Annotated in this window: 22 protein-coding genes; 9 read left to right on the forward strand and 13 right to left on the reverse strand. The window is 68.4% G+C overall.

Annotation, left to right across the window (positions count from 1 at the left end; genetic code table 11):
* Positions 1 to 19: 19 nt before the first annotated feature.
* The gene (locus ABTX24_RS17770) at positions 20 to 1186 is read right to left on the reverse strand and encodes a hypothetical protein (protein WP_350841387.1); all 1167 of its coding nucleotides are present in this window, start codon (positions 1184 to 1186) and stop codon (positions 20 to 22) included.
* The gene (locus tag ABTX24_RS17775) at positions 1183 to 2067 is read right to left on the reverse strand and encodes a TIGR03619 family F420-dependent LLM class oxidoreductase (RefSeq protein WP_350841389.1); all 885 of its coding nucleotides are present in this window, start codon (positions 2065 to 2067) and stop codon (positions 1183 to 1185) included. The genes ABTX24_RS17770 and ABTX24_RS17775 overlap by 4 nt, the downstream gene beginning before the upstream one ends.
* 46 nt (positions 2068 to 2113) lie before the next feature.
* Here ABTX24_RS17775 and ABTX24_RS17780 point away from each other — a divergent pair, with 46 nt between their 5' ends.
* Complete coding sequence (locus ABTX24_RS17780; protein ID WP_350841391.1) at positions 2114 to 2599, forward strand: nitroreductase/quinone reductase family protein; 486 nt, start codon at positions 2114 to 2116, stop codon at positions 2597 to 2599.
* Positions 2600 to 2613: 14 nt separating this feature from the next.
* Positions 2614 to 3069, forward strand: coding sequence for a nuclear transport factor 2 family protein (locus tag ABTX24_RS17785; protein WP_350841393.1), 456 nt, complete (start codon positions 2614 to 2616; stop codon positions 3067 to 3069).
* 3 nt (positions 3070 to 3072) lie between these two features.
* On the opposite strand, the gene ABTX24_RS17790 is transcribed toward ABTX24_RS17785, so the two are convergent.
* Positions 3073 to 3462: a winged helix-turn-helix transcriptional regulator gene (locus tag ABTX24_RS17790; protein WP_350841395.1), complete on the reverse strand. Its 390-nt coding sequence runs from the start codon at positions 3460 to 3462 to the stop codon at positions 3073 to 3075.
* Positions 3463 to 3525: 63 nt separating this feature from the next.
* Here ABTX24_RS17790 and ABTX24_RS17795 point away from each other — a divergent pair, with 63 nt between their 5' ends.
* Positions 3526 to 4269 carry an SDR family NAD(P)-dependent oxidoreductase gene (locus tag ABTX24_RS17795; RefSeq protein WP_350841397.1) on the forward strand — a complete coding sequence of 248 codons (744 nt, stop codon included), beginning with the start codon at positions 3526 to 3528 and terminating at the stop codon, positions 4267 to 4269.
* A 121-nt stretch (positions 4270 to 4390) separates the two neighbouring features.
* On the opposite strand, the gene ABTX24_RS17800 is transcribed toward ABTX24_RS17795, so the two are convergent.
* The 7 genes from ABTX24_RS17800 to ABTX24_RS17830 all read right to left on the reverse strand — a co-directional run bounded on the left by ABTX24_RS17800 (position 4391) and on the right by ABTX24_RS17830 (position 9321).
* On the reverse strand, positions 4391 to 4912 hold the full coding sequence (locus ABTX24_RS17800) for a hypothetical protein (protein ID WP_350841399.1): 522 nt from the start codon (positions 4910 to 4912) through the stop codon (positions 4391 to 4393).
* Positions 4913 to 4973: 61 nt separating this feature from the next.
* Entirely contained in the window at positions 4974 to 5138 is a 165-nt protein-coding gene (locus ABTX24_RS17805) for a hypothetical protein (RefSeq protein ID WP_350841401.1), read from the reverse strand.
* 61 nt (positions 5139 to 5199) lie between these two features.
* A complete protein-coding gene (gene pcaD / locus ABTX24_RS17810) occupies positions 5200 to 5982 on the reverse strand; it encodes a 3-oxoadipate enol-lactonase (RefSeq protein ID WP_350841403.1) in 783 nt (260 codons plus the stop codon).
* Positions 5983 to 6076: 94 nt separating this feature from the next.
* Positions 6077 to 6658: a hypothetical protein gene (locus tag ABTX24_RS17815; RefSeq protein ID WP_160023363.1), complete on the reverse strand. Its 582-nt coding sequence runs from the start codon at positions 6656 to 6658 to the stop codon at positions 6077 to 6079.
* Positions 6659 to 6807: 149 nt separating this feature from the next.
* Positions 6808 to 7857, reverse strand: coding sequence for a 2Fe-2S iron-sulfur cluster-binding protein (locus ABTX24_RS17820; RefSeq protein WP_350841405.1), 1050 nt, complete (start codon positions 7855 to 7857; stop codon positions 6808 to 6810).
* A complete protein-coding gene (locus tag ABTX24_RS17825; RefSeq protein ID WP_160023359.1) occupies positions 7847 to 8152 on the reverse strand; it encodes a hypothetical protein in 306 nt (101 codons plus the stop codon). Before ABTX24_RS17825 ends, ABTX24_RS17820 begins: the two co-directional genes overlap by 11 nt.
* The gene (locus tag ABTX24_RS17830) at positions 8152 to 9321 is read right to left on the reverse strand and encodes a 3-ketosteroid-9-alpha-monooxygenase, oxygenase component (RefSeq protein WP_350841407.1); all 1170 of its coding nucleotides are present in this window, start codon (positions 9319 to 9321) and stop codon (positions 8152 to 8154) included. The genes ABTX24_RS17825 and ABTX24_RS17830 overlap by 1 nt, the downstream gene beginning before the upstream one ends.
* 84 nt (positions 9322 to 9405) lie before the next feature.
* On the opposite strand from ABTX24_RS17830, the gene ABTX24_RS17835 reads away from it, so the two are divergent.
* The 4 genes from ABTX24_RS17835 (at position 9406) to ABTX24_RS17850 (ending at position 14518) form a co-directional block, all read left to right on the forward strand.
* A complete protein-coding gene (locus ABTX24_RS17835; protein ID WP_350841409.1) occupies positions 9406 to 10608 on the forward strand; it encodes an acyl-CoA dehydrogenase family protein in 1203 nt (400 codons plus the stop codon).
* 89 nt (positions 10609 to 10697) lie between these two features.
* Positions 10698 to 11774 carry an acyl-CoA dehydrogenase family protein gene (locus tag ABTX24_RS17840; RefSeq protein ID WP_350841411.1) on the forward strand — a complete coding sequence of 359 codons (1077 nt, stop codon included), beginning with the start codon at positions 10698 to 10700 and terminating at the stop codon, positions 11772 to 11774.
* Between the two features lie 573 nt (positions 11775 to 12347).
* The gene (locus tag ABTX24_RS17845) at positions 12348 to 13589 is read left to right on the forward strand and encodes an HNH endonuclease signature motif containing protein (RefSeq protein ID WP_350841413.1); all 1242 of its coding nucleotides are present in this window, start codon (positions 12348 to 12350) and stop codon (positions 13587 to 13589) included.
* 269 nt (positions 13590 to 13858) lie between these two features.
* Positions 13859 to 14518: a hypothetical protein gene (locus ABTX24_RS17850; RefSeq protein WP_350841415.1), complete on the forward strand. Its 660-nt coding sequence runs from the start codon at positions 13859 to 13861 to the stop codon at positions 14516 to 14518.
* A 22-nt stretch (positions 14519 to 14540) separates the two neighbouring features.
* Here the strand turns inward: ABTX24_RS17850 and ABTX24_RS17855 are convergent, their stop codons facing one another.
* Positions 14541 to 14993, reverse strand: coding sequence for a MarR family winged helix-turn-helix transcriptional regulator (locus ABTX24_RS17855; RefSeq protein ID WP_350841417.1), 453 nt, complete (start codon positions 14991 to 14993; stop codon positions 14541 to 14543).
* A 62-nt stretch (positions 14994 to 15055) separates the two neighbouring features.
* Between ABTX24_RS17855 and ABTX24_RS17860 the strand changes: the two genes are divergently transcribed.
* The gene (locus ABTX24_RS17860) at positions 15056 to 15424 is read left to right on the forward strand and encodes a VOC family protein (protein ID WP_350721203.1); all 369 of its coding nucleotides are present in this window, start codon (positions 15056 to 15058) and stop codon (positions 15422 to 15424) included.
* Between the two features lie 27 nt (positions 15425 to 15451).
* Here the strand turns inward: ABTX24_RS17860 and ABTX24_RS17865 are convergent, their stop codons facing one another.
* Complete coding sequence (locus tag ABTX24_RS17865) at positions 15452 to 15892, reverse strand: hypothetical protein (protein WP_350841419.1); 441 nt, start codon at positions 15890 to 15892, stop codon at positions 15452 to 15454.
* A gap of 91 nt (positions 15893 to 15983) precedes the next feature.
* Between ABTX24_RS17865 and ABTX24_RS17870 the strand changes: the two genes are divergently transcribed.
* A complete protein-coding gene (locus ABTX24_RS17870; protein WP_350841421.1) occupies positions 15984 to 16502 on the forward strand; it encodes a hypothetical protein in 519 nt (172 codons plus the stop codon).
* A 34-nt stretch (positions 16503 to 16536) separates the two neighbouring features.
* Here ABTX24_RS17870 and ABTX24_RS17875 read toward each other — a convergent pair whose 3' ends face one another.
* Positions 16537 to 17364 carry an alpha/beta fold hydrolase gene (locus ABTX24_RS17875; RefSeq protein WP_350841423.1) on the reverse strand — a complete coding sequence of 276 codons (828 nt, stop codon included), beginning with the start codon at positions 17362 to 17364 and terminating at the stop codon, positions 16537 to 16539.
* Positions 17365 to 17391: the final 27 nt, after the last annotated feature.

Genomic DNA, 17391 nt, shown 5'->3' on the forward strand with positions numbered 1-17391 from the left:
CTTCGCGTCGCGCCCACTCTCAGCTGAGCATCCTGCGCGCAACTGCCCGCTGACGTGCGGCGATCCGCTCCGCATACCCCCCGGGGCTCAGGGTCTCGGTGTGCGGCAGCAGGTCTCGTACGTCGGCCAGACCCACCTTGTGCACCACCGGTCCGTCGGCGGCGGTGAGGTCGCGCTCGAGCCGCTGCCAGCGCAGCATCAGCGAGCCGGTGCGGTGACCGGTGGTCTCGAGCCAGTTCGCGATCGGCCTGCCGTCCAGGGGTGGGCGCTCGGAGATCACGAAGCGCATCACGCCGTCGGGGTCGGTGACGGCCTGGGCCTTGGTGAGACTGGTCTGGTGGGTCTCGTAGTCGGTCGAGGCGTACCAGTCCGAGCCGACCTGGATGCCCTGGTAGCTGCAGTCGTCACAGCGCGGCACCTCCACCACGAGCGCCTCGTCCTCGGCCAGCTCGTAGTGACCGATCGAGGAGAACTGCGACTCCAGCCCGCCCGGGGTCCGGGCCGGAACGGTGAGCGTGTTGACCGGCTCCTTGTACTGGAAGAACTGGGGGAAGGCGAACCAGGTCTGGATCGAGCCGGTCAGCGACCGGGCGGCGACCTCGTACTTCTTCCGGAGCAGGTCCTGGGTGAGCGGGCGGCGCGGCCGGCCGAGGGTGTCGGGGCGCTCGATGGTGATCGTGCCGCGGGTCTCGGTCTCCCAGTCGTTGAAGACCTCGCGCACGATCAGGGTCTTCGCGCCAGGCTCGGCGGTGTAGGTGAACTCGAATTCGCCGTTGGCGTCCAACTGCAGCTTGCGGTCGTCGAAGGCCATCAGGCTGGTCGCGGCGGAGTCCGCGGTGTAGGCGCCGCCCATCACCTGGAAGGAGAGGTCGGCACTGGTCCCGCGACGGCCGCGGACGACGTACTCGACGCCTTCTCGCAGGTAGGCGTTGAAGTAGATCGCGTCGGGGTTGTCCAGGCCCTGCTTGGAGAACTGGTGGGTCGGGTTCACGAAGAGCGGCTGCTCGAGGTCGAAGTCGAACGCCGTCTGCATCGCCATCCGGATCCGTCCGGAGAGGTACTCATATCCCTCGAGCCGATCGGCTTCGGTCCGGATGAAGGGCGCGTTCGCGATCAGCTCCTCCGCCTCCGCGATCGCCCGCTGCAGCGGCTCGGTCAGGCCGTACGCCGCGCTCTGCCCGGTCACTGCCCAGCCTTCGCGATGATGTTCTCCCCGTACCACTCCAGATGCTTGATCTTCTTCTCCAGCGGCTCGGGGTCAGCGCCCTTCACATATGGGTCACGGAACCCGACGATGCAGTCGGTGACGCCCTTGTCCTCGAGCCGCTTGATCCCGTCGAGGTCGTACGCGTCGTAGCTGATCACGTGGACCTCGAAGTCGTCCCGGGTGTCGCCCTCCTCCCGCCTGATCTCGGCGAGGCGGACCAGGAGGCGGTCGAGCTCCTCACCGTCGCCGCCGGCGTGCATCCAGCCGTCACCCTTGAGCACCGCGCGGCGCAGGGCGGCGTCGGCGTGGCCACCGACGAGGAGCGGGATCTTCTCGGTCGGCGCGGGACGCTGCTGGAGCGGCGCGAACTCGTAGAACTCGCCCTCATAGCCGAAGAAGTCGCCGGAGGGATCGGTCAGGCCGCGCAGGATGTCCATGCACTCGTCCATCCGCTTGCCGCGGCGCTTCCAGTCGACGCCGAGGGCGGCGAAGTCCTCGGGCCACGGGGACAGGCCGACGCCGAGTCCGAGCCGGTTGCCGGAGAGGAAGGCGAGGCTCGAGGCCTGCTTGGCGGCCAGCACCGGCGGGCGAACCGGCAGCTTCACCACGAACGGCGTCAGGCGCAGCGTCGTGGTCACCGCGAAGAGGTGGGCGCACAGGATGAACGCCTCGATGAACTCCTTGCCCTGCAGGAACTCCCGGTCGCCGGTGTCGGTGTAGGGATAGGTGGAGTCGGACTCTTCTGGATAGATCAGGCTGTCGGCCACCGTCATGCTGGTGTAGCCGGCGGCCTCGGCCGCCTGGGCCAGCGGTGCGTAGTAGTCGGCCTGCGTCATTGCCTCGGCATAGGTGAAGCGCATGTGCCAACACTAGAACGTGTTCTAAGTTTCTGCCAGAGTGTTCGTCATGTCGCCTCCTCTCGAACGTCCCGCAGGCCTCGACTCGCCGCTGACGGCGAGAATCATCAAGTACGGCGCCCGCACCAACACGGCGCTGTTCAAGCTGACCAACGGCCGGGTCGGCGGCACCTGGCGGGTGATGGCCGGCTGGCGCAAACCCGCTCCGGTCCTGCTGCTCGAGCACATCGGCCGCAAGTCGGGCCGCACCTTCACCACTCCCCTGCTGTTCATGCGCTCGGGCGACGATCTCGTCGTCGTCGGCTCCCAGGGCGGGCTTCCGAAGGACCCGCAGTGGGTCGCCAACCTGCGCGCCCAGCCCGACGTCGCGGTCCGCGTCCCCCGTCGCGGGCGGAGGCTCGTCCGGGCACGCATCGCCGACTCCGAGGAGCGGGTCGCGCTGTGGCCGCGGCTGCTCGAGACGTACGCCGACTTCGAGACCTACCAGACCTGGACCGACCGGGAGATCCCGGTCATCGTCCTCTCGCCCCGCTGAAGGAGACCCTTGCCATGGACGTTCAAGAGCTGATCGACCGCGCCGAGATCACCGACGCGCTCACCCGCTACACCCTGGCCGTCGACGACGGCGACTGGGACGCGCTCGACACGGTCTTCGCCGCCGACGCGACGATCGACTACTCGGAGTCCGGCGGTACGGTCGGCGAGCTCGCCGAGGTCAAGAAGTGGCTCGCCGAGATGCTGCCCGCGTTCTCCCAGAAGCGCCTGCACACCATCGGCCAGGTCGGCATCACGTTCACCGACGATGGCGCGGCACCGAATGCCTCGGGCTTCGCTTCGGCAGAGGTCGTGGCGTACTTCGACAACCCGATGGTCATCTCCGACGGGTCCGGCGGCGAGCGCGTCGTCGAGGTGGGCGGTCGCTACCGGCACAGCTTCGTGCGTACGCCGGAGGGTTGGCGCTCGCGCCACCTCCACGAGGAGGTCTTCTGGACCCGCGGCTTCTGAGCCTCAGGCCGCGCGGCCCCGGATCACCCAGTCCGCGAGCTCGCTGAGTGGCACCAGCAGCTCCCGGCCGCGGGCGCTGAGTCCGTACTCCACCCCCGGGGGCACCGTCGGGAAGACCGTACGTGTCACGATCCCCTCCTGCTCCAGGACGCGCAGCGTCCGGGTGAGCATGCGCTGGCTGATCCCCTCGACCCGGCGCCGCAGCTCGTTGTAGCGATGCGGGCGCTCGGCCAGCATCATCACGATCAGCAGCGTCCACTTGTCACCGAGCATCTGCACCGCCTGCGTCACCGGGCAGGTCTCGTACTCCCCCGCCGGAACCTTCTGCGGCAGTCCGCGCCCGAGCGCCGCGCTCACGATGTGCCGGGGCACATCGGTGTTCCCATCTGACATTGAAGTGCCTTCTTCCGCGAACGCCGCCGGGCGGCGAGGGTTGCTGACATCAGCAACCTATCCATGAGGGAGAAGAAGATGAGCACGATCGCGGTCCTCGGCGCCGGCCCCGGCCTCGGCATCTCGGTGGCGAGGAGGTTCGCCAAGGAGGGGTACGCCGTCGGGCTGGTCTCACGCAGCGCCGACCGGCACCCGGGCTATCTGGAGTCGCTGGCGTCGAGCGGTGTCCGCGCCATCGCGGTCGCAGCTGACCTGCGGGCGCCCGGTGCCGTCGCCCGTGCACTTGACGAGATCACCGCAGAGCTGGGCCCGATCGACGTCGTCTACCACGGCCCCGGCGCCCATGACCTGACCGCACCCACCATCGGGATCTTGGAGACCGGCCCGGCGGACATCCACCGCGCGGTGGGCGAGACCGTCGAGCCAGCCGCCGAGGTCGCCTCCCTGGTGCTTCCCACGATGCGGTCGCGCGGCAGCGGCTCCATCGTCTACGTCTCAGGGCTCAGCGCGCTCGTCCCGCTGCCGTTCCTCGGCCCCTACGGGCCCGCCTCCGCCGCGCTCAGGACCTACGCCCGCACCCTTGCTGCCGCTCTGGCCGAGGATGGCGATGACGGCGTACGCATCGGCTCGCTCGTAGTCGGAGGCCTGATCGAGCGCGGCGACATCCACCAGATGCTCACCGAGCCAGGCACCCCCGCCCCGTACGCCACGCTCGACCCCGACGAGATCGCGGACGCGGTCTGGCGGCTCGCCTCCGGGCTCGAGGACGAGGTGGTCTTCGACGTGCTCACCCACGAGCCGGCGTGAACCGGTCGACGAGGAACTGCTCAGGAAGCCTGCGTAGGTGGAGGGCGTCCGGCCCGATCTTCTGTTCGTCTGCCGGGTCGGTCGGGGCACGCTAGCCGCACTGCACGTACGAGCAGCTGACTCACGAGGCTGCGTGCGAAGTGGTCGCGGCGAGGACCCATAGGCCAAGGCCCGTGGGTGCCAAGGTCGTCCAGGTCGCTCCCAGCTCGGAATCGCCCGAGGAAAGGCCGAGACCGACGAGCGTCACCACCGGCACGACCGCGGTCGCGATGGACACGACCGACCAGAACCTCCGCGGTTTCCCTGAAAGCGGGATCAGCACCGACAGCACGCCCAGCAACATCAACAGACAGAGCACAACCGTGACGATCAGCCCTGCGAACACGACGACATGTGACGTGTGGCTCCCGAAATCTGCATCCGGATTGCTGACGAGGACCTTCGCGTACGACAGCGCCGACCAGATCGCCTTGACCTCGCGCCGGTCGTTCCCAGTCGAGTCGTCGATGCTGACCAGCACGGGGGCGGTCAGGGATACGACCAGCAGAATCAACGCGCCGACGGCCTGGGTCGTGCGAAGGCGTTGGTCCAACTCCACCAGGGTGCGCTCGGTGCGGTTGTCCGGTTTGCTCGTGTTCTCCACCTCGCAACGTTAAACCGGAGAGACACGGCCAGCTGCGGACCGCAGCGGCAAGTCCTCGCCTTCAAGCGTCCCGGGCGACAACGGCGAGCGAGTCCGTGCCGCGGCAGAGGTCGATGACGCGACGAGCCCCGACCTCCAGGGCGATCGCGACGTGGGCGTCCAGGTCGGAGCGGTGATGGTCGAAGACGTCGTGCACGGCCTGACGCGGGTCCGCGAGACGCGGCATCTGGTTCTCACAGCATCGCCGGAGCCACCTATGCACGCGCCCCTTCGCACCTGGTCTCCCGTCACCCTGACAGAAGGTGGTCGATGATCGCGGGCGTGATGATCTCCGGTTGCTGAGCGTTGGCCAGATGGGCCGAGTCGGGGACGACCAGCAGCTGGCCGTCCTTCACGGCATCGGCGATCTGCTCCAGATGGGGCGGCGGGGTCGCCGGGTCGTCGGCACCGGCGATGGCCAGGGTCGGGGCGCTGATCGCGGGGAGGTCGGCGCGGAGGTCCATGGCGGCGATGACCTCGCAGCATCCGGCGTAGCCCTCGTCCGGGGTGGCGGCGACCATGGCCTCACAGGTCGCCTTCACCTCGGGGTTCGTCTCGAGGAATCCCGGCGTGAACCAGCGGGCCACGACCGCCTCGGCGACGGCTCGAGTGCCGTCGGCTCGCACCGTGGCCGCCCGGTCGTGCCAGGCGGAGGAGGGCGTCAGCTGAGCGCCGGTGCACAGCAGGACGAGCCGGTCGACGCGCTCGGGGTGGCGGGCGGCGAGGCGCATCCCGGTCATGCCGCCGAGCGAGAGCCCCACGAAGTGAGCCCGCTCGACGCCGAGGCGGTCGAGGAGTGCGACGACGTCGTCGACCAGGTCGTCGATCAGGTAGGGGCCGGGACGTACCGGCGAGCGCCCGTGCCCCCGGGTGTCGTATCGCACCACGCGGAAGTGCCGCTCGAGGTCGGGCAGGTTCTGGTCCCACATCGCATGGGTCGCACCCAGCGAGTTGGACAGCACCACCACCGGACCGTCCGGCCGGCCCGAGACGACGTGGTGCACTCGGATGGGCTCGTAGGTGGCGTCCATGCCCGAGAATCTAGGATCGCCGACCTGTTGTTGGGAAGTATCGATTCGCGGCCGATTGATACGCCTGGCGTATCAAGCTCCGCACCCGGCTTGGTCAGCCGAGACCCGGACGCGCGTGCAGCCCGCCACCGGACTCGTAGAGCAGGCCCTTGTCCTTGATGAGCTGGCCCGCGGCGGCCAGGATCGGGCTGTCGCCCACGGCGGAGCCGGCCATCGAGGCGATCGCCTCGAACATCTTGATCGCCGCGTCGTCGACGGCCGGCCAGTTCCACTCCGAGGGAGCGGCGCCGATCGGCTCCACCGCGTGCCAGCGAGCCGCGCGGGCCTCGGCCATCGTGTTGAGCGTGCTCCAGCCGAGGCCGCCGAGACCGACGACGCCGCCGAAGTTGAGCCCGATCAGGCCCCAGCCGTTGCACCGGTACTCGAAGGCCGAGGGACCGAACTCCGACTCCTCCAGCTCGACCCTGGTGATCACCGGCTCGGGGCCGGTGTTGGGGGCGTACAGCTTGAACGCGGGCCTCGCGGCGAGCAGCGAAGCCGATGCCGTCGTGGTGATCTCGGTCAACGGCTGGCCAGGTGCCGAGTAGGCATCGAAGACTCGGAAGCCGAGGTCGAGGGCATAGCCGACGACGAAGCGCCGATCGTCCTGGGCGGCGTAGAAGTTGCGATTGAACACGTTGGGGGAAACCTCGCTTGAGCCCTACCGGTCAGCCGACGACGTTCCTCGGGGTGACTCGGTGGGATGTGGTTCGGGCAGCGCGACACTATCGCGCCGCGCGCCTCGACCTGGCAACCGGTTGGTGATCTGTGTCTCGGGCGAGTCCCTCAGGAGTAGGTGCCGCGGACGGTGTCGGTGGTCGGCAGCGACTGGCAGCCGAGCCGGATCCCGTCGTCGAGATCCTCCTGCTCGAGCACGTCGTTGCGCACCATCTTCACCTCACCCTCGAGCAGCCGGAACGCGCACGCCGAGCACTCACCCTCGCGACACGAGTAGGGCGCCTTCACACCCTTCGCCTCGAGGAACTCGAGCATCGGAGTGCCCGGGTCCCAGTCGTCGTACGTCGTGGTGGTGCCGTCGAGCTCGATCTCGAGCGTGGCAGGCTGCTTGGGTCCGTCGTCGACGACCTCGGTCTCCGCCTCCTTGACCGGGGCGACCTCGCCGAACGGGTTGCCGCCCAGCGAGGCGAACTTCTCCTGGTGCCGCCGCGCCCGCGGGAACTCGAGCTCCTTGAGCGCCGCGATCGTCGCCTTCATGAACGGCGCCGGCCCGCAGACGAAGGCGTCGTACGTCAGGCGGTCGGCCGCGAACGCCTTGAGCTGCTCACCGGTGGGCAGCCCCTGGACCGACTCGAGCCAGTGGACCACCTGGAGACGGTCTGGGTGCTCGGCGGCCAGTCTCGCCCATTCCTCGGCGAAGATCACCGAGCGCTCATCGCGGTTGGCGTAGAAGACCACGATCCGTCCGGTGCCCTCGCGCAGGGCCGTACGGGCGATCGAGATGATCGGCGTCACGCCCGAACCGCCGGCGAAGAGCAGGAAGTCGGCGTCGATGTCGGCAGGGGTGAAGATCCCGCTCGGCGGCAGCACGCGGAGCGTGTCGCCGGGCCGGAGGTTGTCGCAGATCCAGTTGGACGCATAGCCGTCAACGGTGCGCTTGACGGTGACCGTGAGAGGGTCGCCCGGGGCGCTCGAGAGCGAGTAGCACCGTGCGGCCAGTCCGTCACGGTCGCTCGGCACGGCGACGGTGAGGAACTGCCCCGGCTTCGGCTGGAACGCGTGCCTCACATCGTCGGGCAGCTCGAAGACGATCGAGTGGGCGTCGTCGGTCTCCTTGACCACGTCGCTGACGGGCAGCAGGAAAGAGTCAGTAGCCATCCTCGGCTCCGATCTGGATCCGGCCGTCGGCGACGGCTGCTTCGATGGACGCGGCCAGGCGAGGGCAGCGGGCGTGGACGAGCCGCGCGCCGTCGGCGGCGGACTTGCGGCGTACGAGATCCGGACACTGCGCCTGCGCCTCGGCCGTCCACTGGACGGAGGTCTGGTGCTCGCTGTTCTTCTTCACCCCAACCCGGGCGAGGCAGTCGAGGCACTCCACCTCGACCAGGCGGGCCTGGGTGTAGAGCCGCTGGTCCTCGACGGTGTCCTGCGACGTCGGGACGAACGAGGCCATCAACTGACCCCTGCGTCGCTCGACTCCGGGTTCTCAGCCTTCTCGGCCTCGATCCGGCGCAGGTTCTCGGCGACCTCCTCGTGCCAGAACTCGTTGGCCTTGGTGGTGTCGACCTCGAACTCGAAGCGAGCGCGCATCTCGGGCTCGATGTCGGCGACGTCGACGTAGAACTGCTCATACCAGCGGCGCAGCTGGTAGACCGGGCCGTCCTCCTCGCACAGCAGCGGGTTCTGCACCGGCGCCTTGTTCTCCCAGATCGCCACGTCCTGGAGGAAGCCGTCGCCGAACATGTCGGCGTACTTCTTGCCGATGAAGTTGGCGGTCTTGTCGTCGAGGCCCTCGGGCTTCTTGACGGTGATGCCGTACTGCAGGAGGAACGAGTCCGGGCCCGTCGGGATGTGGCAGTTGATCAGGATCACCTCGGTCACGAAGCCCTTGTAGTCGACCTCGAGCCAGTTGATCATGTACGCCGGGCCGTAGTAGGTCGCCTCGGACTTGAGGAACATCTCGGCGTCACCGTAGCCGCCGGAGACGTCCGGACGTCCTCGAGAGGCCATGTACTGCGTGGCCATGTGGTCCTCGAAGACGTTGCGGAAGTCGGTCGGGAAGGCGAAGTGCACGTAGTAGAAGTGCGCCATGTCGACCACGTTGTCGATCAGCTCGCGGCAGTGGCTGCCCTTGATCGGGACGGTGTTCCAGATCCAGTCGGTGTAGACCTCGCGGTTGCTGACGTCGGGCAGCTCCGGCGGCAGGATGTCGTAGTCGGGCTTCGAACCCTCGGGGTCGTGCCAGATCAGCAACGAGTCGTTGCGGATCACGGTCTCGTACGCCTTGGTTCTTGCTCGCAGCGGAACCCGGCGGGCGTAGGGGATCTGCTTGCAGCGGCCGTCGGCGCCCCAGCGCCAGTCGTGGAACGGACAGCCGACCTCGTCGCCCTTCACGGTGCCTTGGGTCAGGTCGCCGCCCATGTGGCGGCAGTAACCCTCGAGCACGCCCAGCTCGCCCTTGGTGTTCTCCCAGACGACCAGCTTGCCGCCGAACGCCTCGACGGCGTGGGGCTTGCCGTCCTTGAACTGGCTGGCCAGGCCCAGGCAGTGCCAACCGCGCGCGAAGCGCTCCGGCTGGGAGCCGTGGTCGAGCGTGCGGGTCTGGGTGGTGGGGTCGGCCATCGTCGTACCTTCCGCTGGTCTGTTCGCTGGGCCCTATTCGCTAGACCCTGTTCAAATGGGTAGAACCTGTTCTAGTTTTATCACATGCATGTGGCCTTGACACCCGCCCAGGAGCAACTTCGCTCAGAGCTCAACTCCTATTTCGCCCAGTTGGTCACGCCCGAGCGTCGTACTGCGCTCGCGCGGGCATCGGGCGAATTCGGGGACGAGGCCGACAAAGAGGTCTACCTCTCGACCATCCGGCAGATCGGCGCGGACGGCTGGCTCGGCATCGGCTGGCCGAAGGAGTACGGCGGCCAGGACCGCTCCATGGTGGAGCAGCTGATCTTCACCGACGCCGCGGCCGTGGCCGGGGTGCCGATCCCCTATCTCACGCTCAACACGGTCGGCCCGACGATCATGCGGTTCGGGACCTCGGAGCAGAAGGAGTACTTCCTGCCCAAGATCCTCGCCGGCGAGCTGCACTTCTCGATCGGCTACTCCGAGCCGGGCTCCGGGACGGACCTCGCCTCGCTGCAGACTCGCGCGGTGCTCGACGAAGGCACCGGCGAGTGGGTGATCAACGGCCAGAAGATGTGGACGTCGCTGATCCAGTATGCGGACTGGATCTGGCTCGCCTGCCGGACAGAGCCGGAGGCGTCGCGCCACAAGGGGCTGTCGATGATCCTGGTGCCCACATCTTCGGAGGGGTTCTCCTATACGCCCGTCCAGACCGTCGCCGGGGTCGGCACCTCGGCTACCTACTACTCCGACGTGCGCGTGCCGGCGTCGAACCTCGTCTCCTCGCGCGGCGGGGGCTGGGCATTGATGACCAACCAGCTCAACCACGAGCGGGTCGCACTGACCTCGGCGGCACCACTGGTCCACTCGCTCGGGCTGGTGAAGGAGTGGGCGCTGACCACCGTGCTCCCTGACGGCAGCCGGGTGGTCGACGCCGAGTGGGTCCAGCTGGCTCTCGGACGAGCGCATGCACGCATCGAGGCGCTCTCGCTGATCAACTGGAAGCTCGCCTCGGACGCCGACCACGGGGTCGCGCTCTCGCCGGCCGAGGCGTCGGCGACCAAGGTCTACGGCTCCGAGCTCGCGACCGAGGTCTACCGGACGCTGATGGAGATCGTCGGACCGCACGCGGGGATCACCGCCGACTCCCCCGGCGCCGTGCTCGCCGGCCGCCTCGAGCGGTTCCACCGCTCCTCGCTGGTCATGACCTTCGGCGGCGGCACCAACGAGATCCAGCGAGACATCATCGGCTACGTGGGCCTCGGCCTCCCCGCCGCCAAGCGCTGAACCAACCACCCGTCGGTCGAAGGCCACTTCGTTCAGACCTTCGGGCGAGCGAGCGTGCCGAGACCAACACAGTCGATTGCGAGAACACCATGGACTTCTCCTTCACCACCGAATCCGACGACGCCGCCGAGCTCGCGGCCAAGATCATCGGCGACGCGACCTCGGTCGAGCGGCTGCGTACTGTCGAGGCGGCCGCCGGCGACCGCGGCCGCTTCGACGCCTCCCTCTGGTCCGCCCTCGGCGAGGCCGGCCTGCTCGGGCTGCATCTGCCCGAGACGTACGACGGCGCCGGGCTCGGGCTCATCGAGCTGTGCCGGGTGCTGGTCGAGGCCGGGCGGCGGGTCGCGCCGGTGCCGCTCGCGGTGCATGGGCCGTGCGGCCTGCTGCTTGCCGAGACCGCGGCGGACGCTCTGACCGGCATCGCCGACGGATCGCGGGTGCTGACGGCCGCGGTCGCCGAGGAGCACTCCCACCTGCCCGACGTCCCGATGGTCGTCGCCACCGGGGACACGATCACCGGCGTGAAGACGCTGGTCAGGGCCGGGATGATCGCGGATGCGTTCCTGGTGACCGCAGCATCCGCGGACGGCACCGTCGGGGTCTTCCTGGTCGAGGCATCCGCCGAAGGCGTCGACCGCCGTGCGCAGCACACCAGCGACGGCGACGTCACCGCCCTGGTCTCGTTCGCCTCGGCCCCCGCCCGTCGGATCGGCGACTCCTCGACCGCTGCCCGGCTCGGCTCGCTGTTGACCGTGGCGGCGGCCGCCGAACTGTTGGGCGTCACCGCAGGAGCCCTCTCGCTCACCTCGTCGTACGCCAAGACCCGGGAGCAGTTCGGCCGAGCCATCGGCACCTTCCAGGCCGTCTCCCAGCGTCTCGCCGATGGGTTCATCGACGTACTCGCCCAGCGGCTCACCCTCTGGCAAGCGGTATGGCGGGTCGCCTCCGGCCTACCTGCCGCCGACCAGGTCGCCGTCGCCAAGCTCTGGGCCGCCGACGCCGCCCACCGACTCGCACACACCACCGTCCACGTTCACGGCGGTGTCGGCATCGACCTCGACGGCGAAGCGCATCGCTACTTCACGACGGCCAAGCGCTTCGAGTTCGTCTTCGGCGGAGCATCCGAGCAGGCGCTGCGGATCGGACGATCGATCGCTGCATCCTGACTCTTCATCGACGTCTCGAGAGGCTCCGGCGGCTGCCGGGGTCTCTCTTTTGTGGCTGGTGTCTGTGCTGTGTCGCGGCAAGCGACTTTGGTGTGCGATAGCGCTTTGGCTTATTGACTGGTCCGGGTCTTCATTTGGATCTGTGCCTGTTTGGTCTCGTGCTTGGGTTCCAGCACGGGTGGGGCCAATACCGGGATTGGGTTGGGAGATTTAGAAGCAGGGGTCTGGGTTGGGTGCCATTTAACTGTCTTGCGGGCTTCCAGCAGCGGTCTGGATTTGGGTTTGGGATACCTGTCCCTGATTGCGTTTGTCCGCTTTTCCGTGGCTTGGTTTTGTCTTGTGTGGTAGGCTCGGCGCAGGCGTAAACGTGAAGGCCGACCACCTCGAAAGAGGCGTGCCCCATCTGCCCGAGACACAACGGGTGTGGGGTAATCCAGGGGAACCAGGGGCGTGCACGCTGAGCTGCGAGGGTAAGTAATAGCCCGTACTCCGGGCCTCCGAGACCAGCGAACCAACCGGGATTCTGCACAGGCAGAAACCCTTGAGTTCGTACGTCGGGAGGTGGCCGGTTCGATGACCACACTGCAGCAACCTCAGCACCCTGTGTTGGCGGCGGTGGTCGCGGTCACCGGCGCCCTGGACGGTGTTGCTCAGGCGAACCCCTCGTTCATGGCCACCGACCAGAAGGCCACCACCCTGCTCGAGATCGCCCGAGCGAAGGCCCAGCTGGCCGAGCTCGAACTGCGGGTGCTCGCCACCGCCGATGACGTGGCCGCCGAGTCCGCGGCCCGGGATGTCGCGGCGTGGCTGCATCACCACACCCACCAACGCCCCGAGACCCTCCGCGCCGACCTCCGGCTGGCCCAGGATCTGGACCGCACGTATCACCAGGTCGCCGAAGCCATGCGCCGTGGTGCCTGCAACCCGGCCCAAGCCCACGTCATCGTCAACGCCCTCGACGACCTGCCGACCGACCTCGACCCCGAGATCCGCGTCAAGGCCGAAGAAGCCCTGGTCGCCTACGCGACCCGGTTCGACCCCACCCAACTCCGACGCCTGGGCCGCCGGATCCTCGACGTCATCGCGCCCGAGATCGCCGAAGCCGAAGAAGCCCGACGCCTCGCCGCCGAGGAAGCCCACGCCCGCAAGAAGACCCGACTCGCGATGCGGCGCCTCGGAGACGGCACCACCCGGATCTCGGCGGTGGTTCCGGATGCAGCCGCGGACCGGCTGGCCACCAACCTGGAGGCCTTCGCCTCACCCCGCCGCGATGACGGCACCCGCACCGAGACCGGCGACTACCTGCCCTACGACCGCCGCCTCGGACGCGCGTTCTGCCAGCTCCTCGAGACGATTGACCCATCGCGGCTGCCCATCCACGGCGGCGACGCGACCACGGTGATCGTGACCATCGACATCGACCAGCTCCGCAAGGAAGCCGGCATCGCCCAGATCCTCGGTGGCAGCCCGATCACCGCCGCCGAAGCCCGGCGCCTGGCCTGCACCGCGAACATTATCCCCGCCGTCCTCGGCGGCACCTCCGAGGTCCTCGACCTGGGCCGCAAGGAACGCTTCTTCACCGCCGCCCAACGCCGAGCCCTCCTGCTCAGGTCAGCGACCTGCGAGGCCGAAGGCTGCGACATCCCCGGCACCTGGGCCGAGGCCCACCACTGGATCGCCTGGGCCCAGGGCGGTGCCACCGACCTCGACAACGCCGCCCTGCTCTGCTCCCATCACCACCACCGCGCCCACGACGCCACCTACCTCCACGAACGCTTGCCCAACGGCGCCATCCGCTTCACTCGACGCACGTAGAGATCCCAGGATCAGCACTGCCGCATCCCCGCCTGCCCATGGACACGCGCCTGGACGCGATCGCGCTCCGTCATCGCGGCGGTCTGTGCTGTATCGCGCCAAATCGCGATTGTGTGCGATAGCGCTACGGCCTATCAGCCGACTGCCGGTGGCCACCCGATCGGTCTCGGACGAATGCCGATCAAATCGCGTGCGGTGCGCGCCGATGCGTGTCATCATCGCTCACAATTGAGAGCACTGCTCTCGCACACCCACCGAGGAGTTCCACAGTGACCGTCCCCCACACCTACCCTGACCGTCGCGTCCGGATGGGCGCCATCGCGTTCGCGATCGCCGGCGTCCTCTTTGCCGTCTACGAGATCGTTGCCCCACGCGCCGACGAGAGCACGCTCGACGGAGCGGCGGCGTGGGCCTCCGCCGGCTGGAGCATCGCGCACATCAGTGCCATTGTCGGCCTCATTCTCATCCCGCTCGGCTATGGCGCGATTCGTGGCTTTCTCGACGGGACGCCGCAGGAGGGGACCGCGCACCTCGCCACAGTCATCGGCTCCATCGGCTCCGGACTGACCGTCTCCTACTACGGCGCCGAGGTCTACGGGCTCAAGGCCATCGGCGAGCGTGCAGTGGCCGACGGCGACCCCAGCTTGACCGACGTGGGCAACGACTTTCGCCTCGATCCGACCGCGATGACCATCTTCTTGATCGGACTGGTGTTCGTCGCCGTCGCTGCCGTGCTCGTCGCGATCGCGGTTTGGCGCTCTGGGTCCCTCCCCCGCTGGAGCGCCGTTCCGCTGGCCGCTCTCCTGGTCACGATGCTCCCCCAGTTCTTCCTCCCGCATGCGGGGCGGATCGTCTGGGGCGTACTCGTCGCCTTCGCGGCCCTCTGGCTTGCCGCCGCGCTCTGGCGGGCTTCAAGCGTCCGGCCATAGGCTCCTCGAAGTTGCAGATCAGTCAGGCGCCGTCACCACTATCACGTAGGGCGTGGATCATGCCCTGCAGGATCCGGAACGCGTCGGACTGATCGGCCGGACTCATGCCGGTCAGCATTCTGACCTCGACAGAACGAACCGCGACGGTGGCCTCCTCGAGCTTCCGCCTTCCTTGACGCGTGAGCCGCGTGGGGAGGACTTTCCCGACGGGGGCCTCCGCCGGCCTGGTCACGTCGCCGCCTCGCTCCAAAGCGCGGAGCAGGACGTTCATCGTCTGGCGCGTCACGAATGCCCCTCGAGCGAGCTCGGAGTTCGACAGACCGGGCCGCTGCGCCAGCAGTTCGAGGCATGCGTAGTGGGTGACGCTCATCCCGAGGGGGCGCAGCACCTCCTCCATCGCGGCGCGCAGAGCGCTTGACGCCTCCTTCAGCAGGTAGCCCAGCGATTTGTCCAGGTCGACGCCGTCTTGACTCATGTCAGTATTCTGACATAGCTTCATCGTGTCAGATAACTGACACACACTGAAGGAGCATCACCATGCCCGTCACCGGCCCCGACTTCATCTCCCTGCAGGCGCGCGACCTCGACGCGTCGCAGGCGTTCTACGAGCACTACCTCGGCCTCGTCCGCTCGCCGACCGGACCTCCGCATGCCGTCGTCTTCGAGACCAAGCCGATCGCGTTCGCGCTTCGCGAAGTCGTGCCGGGCACCGATCTCGCGTCCGTCGCTCAGCCGGGTATCGGTGCTGCGATCTGGCTCCATGCCACCGACGTCCAGGCCATCCACGATGCTCTCGTCGCCGATGGGCACACCATCGCCTCCCCGGCGATCGACGGCCCCTTCGGGCGTACGTTCACCTTCGCCGACCTCGACGGTTACCACATCACGCTTCACGACCGCGGCTGACGGCAGCTCGACGGACGGCCTGCAGTGTCAGCCACCGACGCACTCGTCGTTGTCGCCGCCGGAGTAGCACGGCGGGGCGCGATACCCGCCGTCCTCCTCCCCCTCCGGTGCCGGTAGATCCACCGCGCCAGGGATGTAGCAGAGCAGGACCATCGCCGTGCCGACGGTGATCACCAGGCCCTGCCAGAAGGTCCCGAGCATTCGGCGGTCGGGGTTGAGCATGTGGGCGATTGCGCCGCACAGGAGCGCGGCGAGCGCGATCGCACCCCAGAGGCGGTACGCGGCGATGTTCGCCGGGTCGATCTCCGGCTGTTCGCCGAAGAAGACCAGATAGACGTCCAGCCAGTTCGTCGCCAGATTCCCGACGGCGAGAAGGGCCACGACGGACGAGAGGGCCGTGGTGACGGGGAACCAAGGCATGCGCGTGATGCGCCAGCGGACACTGGCCGGGCGGTCGAATGCGAGCATGCGACGAGTCTTGCGTCGGCGCGGCGTGGCGTGATGAGCCCGCGTACTCAACTCTTGACCTTCAGGTCGGGCGAAGCCTCAGCATCGGCGCATGACCGCGACCCCTGCAGCTGATCCGACCATGGACGCCATCACCGCCGCCGTGACCCTCGGCCACCAAGGCGAGACCGCCAGAGCACGACAGGAGCTGCTCGCCGTCTGGGATGACCTCGGAGTGCTGGGCGACCCGCTTCACCGGTGCACGCTCGCCCACTATCTCGCCGATCTGTATCCCGATCCGGCCGAGGCACTCATCTGGGACGTACGCGCCCTCGACGCCGCCCGCGCACTCACCGACGATCGGGCCGGTGAGCACCATGCGGGCCTCGAGGTCGCCGGCTTCTATCCGAGCCTGCACCTCAACCTCGCCGACAATCTTCGTCGCCTCGGCTCCTTCGAGACGGCCGCCGAGCAGATCGGCGAGGCGGAGGAGCGCGTGGCGGCACTGCCGCCAGGGTCGTACGGCGACATGATCCGCACAGCGATCCGCGGTGTCCGGGACGCGATCACAGCTCGTGACACCACGCCCCGGTCGAGCTCTCCGACCGTCGGCGGGGCCGGGGACGACTGAGTCCGCGCACCCGACGCTCAGCCTGGGCCTCGACTCACGACTGATCCGCCCTGGCGATGGTCGAGAGGATCGCGTCGGCGGCCGCACGTGGCGCCTTGGTGGGGATCCAGTGGCTGACCCCGGTCAGCTCGATGAACTCGTAGGGACCGGTGACGGTGTCCTCGTTGCCCTCCAGGGCGGTCCGGCCGATCGCGACGTCGCCGTCGCTCCAGAGCATCGTCGTCGGTACCGAGACGCGGCCGATGCGCGGGGCCAGGGGCAGGGCGCGATACCAGCCCAGACCACCGGGCAGCGCGCCGTAGTCGACGATCTCCTCGCGGAAGCGCTCGACGTCTTCGTCGTTCCAGCCACTCCCCCGCATCATCCGCTCCATCCGGCCGTCTCGCCCGGAGACCAGCTCGGGAAGCAGCGGGATGTTGAAGAGTGCGATGTAGACCGACTTGCGCCGCTGCGGCCCCTTCATCGACCGGGCGAACGGGACCGGGTGCGGCACCGACATCGCGGTCCAGCTCCGGACCAGGTCGGGCCGCTTGGCCGCCACTCCCCAACCGACCGCACTCCCCCAGTCGTGACCGGCCAGGTGCACCGGCCGGCCGATCTCGTCGATGAGCGCCACCACGTCCTCGACCAGCTGGCCGGCGCCGTAGCCGAGACGCGTACGCGGCCGGGCACCCGGCGAGTAGCCGCGCTGGTCCGGGGCGATGGTGCGGAAGCCGGCCTCGTGCAGGATCGAGGACACCTCGCGCCAGCAGGTCGCCCGCTCCGGGAAACCGTGCAGGAGCACGACCGGGTCGCCGTCGGCCGGGCCCGAGTCGATCACGTCGAAGGTGAGTCCGTCACGTACGTAGCTCGAGATCGTCACGCGTCCATCCTGTCAGTGCCTCGCCCG

This window comes from Nocardioides sp. NPDC127514, from assembly GCF_040302125.1.
Classification (GTDB): domain Bacteria; phylum Actinomycetota; class Actinomycetes; order Propionibacteriales; family Nocardioidaceae; genus Nocardioides.

What these genes read in the sequence shown, in the direction of transcription:
- ABTX24_RS17865 (WP_350841419.1), bottom strand. Translation starts at nt 15,892, where the DNA reads ATGCTCGCATTCGACCGCCCGGCCAGTGTCCGCTGGCGCATCACGCGC.
- ABTX24_RS17825 (WP_160023359.1), bottom strand. Translation starts at nt 8,152, where the DNA reads ATGGCCTCGTTCGTCCCGACGTCGCAGGACACCGTCGAGGACCAGCGG.
- pcaD (WP_350841403.1), bottom strand. Translation starts at nt 5,982, where the DNA reads ATGGACGCCACCTACGAGCCCATCCGAGTGCACCACGTCGTCTCGGGC.
- ABTX24_RS17820 (WP_350841405.1), bottom strand. Translation starts at nt 7,857, where the DNA reads ATGGCTACTGACTCTTTCCTGCTGCCCGTCAGCGACGTGGTCAAGGAG.
- ABTX24_RS17775 (WP_350841389.1), bottom strand. Translation starts at nt 2,067, where the DNA reads ATGCGCTTCACCTATGCCGAGGCAATGACGCAGGCCGACTACTACGCA.
- ABTX24_RS17860 (WP_350721203.1), top strand. Translation starts at nt 15,056, where the DNA reads ATGCCCGTCACCGGCCCCGACTTCATCTCCCTGCAGGCGCGCGACCTC.
- ABTX24_RS17830 (WP_350841407.1), bottom strand. Translation starts at nt 9,321, where the DNA reads ATGGCCGACCCCACCACCCAGACCCGCACGCTCGACCACGGCTCCCAG.
- ABTX24_RS17835 (WP_350841409.1), top strand. Translation starts at nt 9,406, where the DNA reads ATGCATGTGGCCTTGACACCCGCCCAGGAGCAACTTCGCTCAGAGCTC.
- ABTX24_RS17855 (WP_350841417.1), bottom strand. Translation starts at nt 14,993, where the DNA reads ATGAGTCAAGACGGCGTCGACCTGGACAAATCGCTGGGCTACCTGCTG.
- ABTX24_RS17845 (WP_350841413.1), top strand. Translation starts at nt 12,348, where the DNA reads ATGACCACACTGCAGCAACCTCAGCACCCTGTGTTGGCGGCGGTGGTC.
- ABTX24_RS17790 (WP_350841395.1), bottom strand. Translation starts at nt 3,462, where the DNA reads ATGTCAGATGGGAACACCGATGTGCCCCGGCACATCGTGAGCGCGGCG.
- ABTX24_RS17805 (WP_350841401.1), bottom strand. Translation starts at nt 5,138, where the DNA reads ATGCCGCGTCTCGCGGACCCGCGTCAGGCCGTGCACGACGTCTTCGAC.
- ABTX24_RS17870 (WP_350841421.1), top strand. Translation starts at nt 15,984, where the DNA reads ATGACCGCGACCCCTGCAGCTGATCCGACCATGGACGCCATCACCGCC.
- ABTX24_RS17795 (WP_350841397.1), top strand. Translation starts at nt 3,526, where the DNA reads ATGAGGGAGAAGAAGATGAGCACGATCGCGGTCCTCGGCGCCGGCCCC.
- ABTX24_RS17840 (WP_350841411.1), top strand. Translation starts at nt 10,698, where the DNA reads ATGGACTTCTCCTTCACCACCGAATCCGACGACGCCGCCGAGCTCGCG.
- ABTX24_RS17785 (WP_350841393.1), top strand. Translation starts at nt 2,614, where the DNA reads ATGGACGTTCAAGAGCTGATCGACCGCGCCGAGATCACCGACGCGCTC.
- ABTX24_RS17780 (WP_350841391.1), top strand. Translation starts at nt 2,114, where the DNA reads ATGTCGCCTCCTCTCGAACGTCCCGCAGGCCTCGACTCGCCGCTGACG.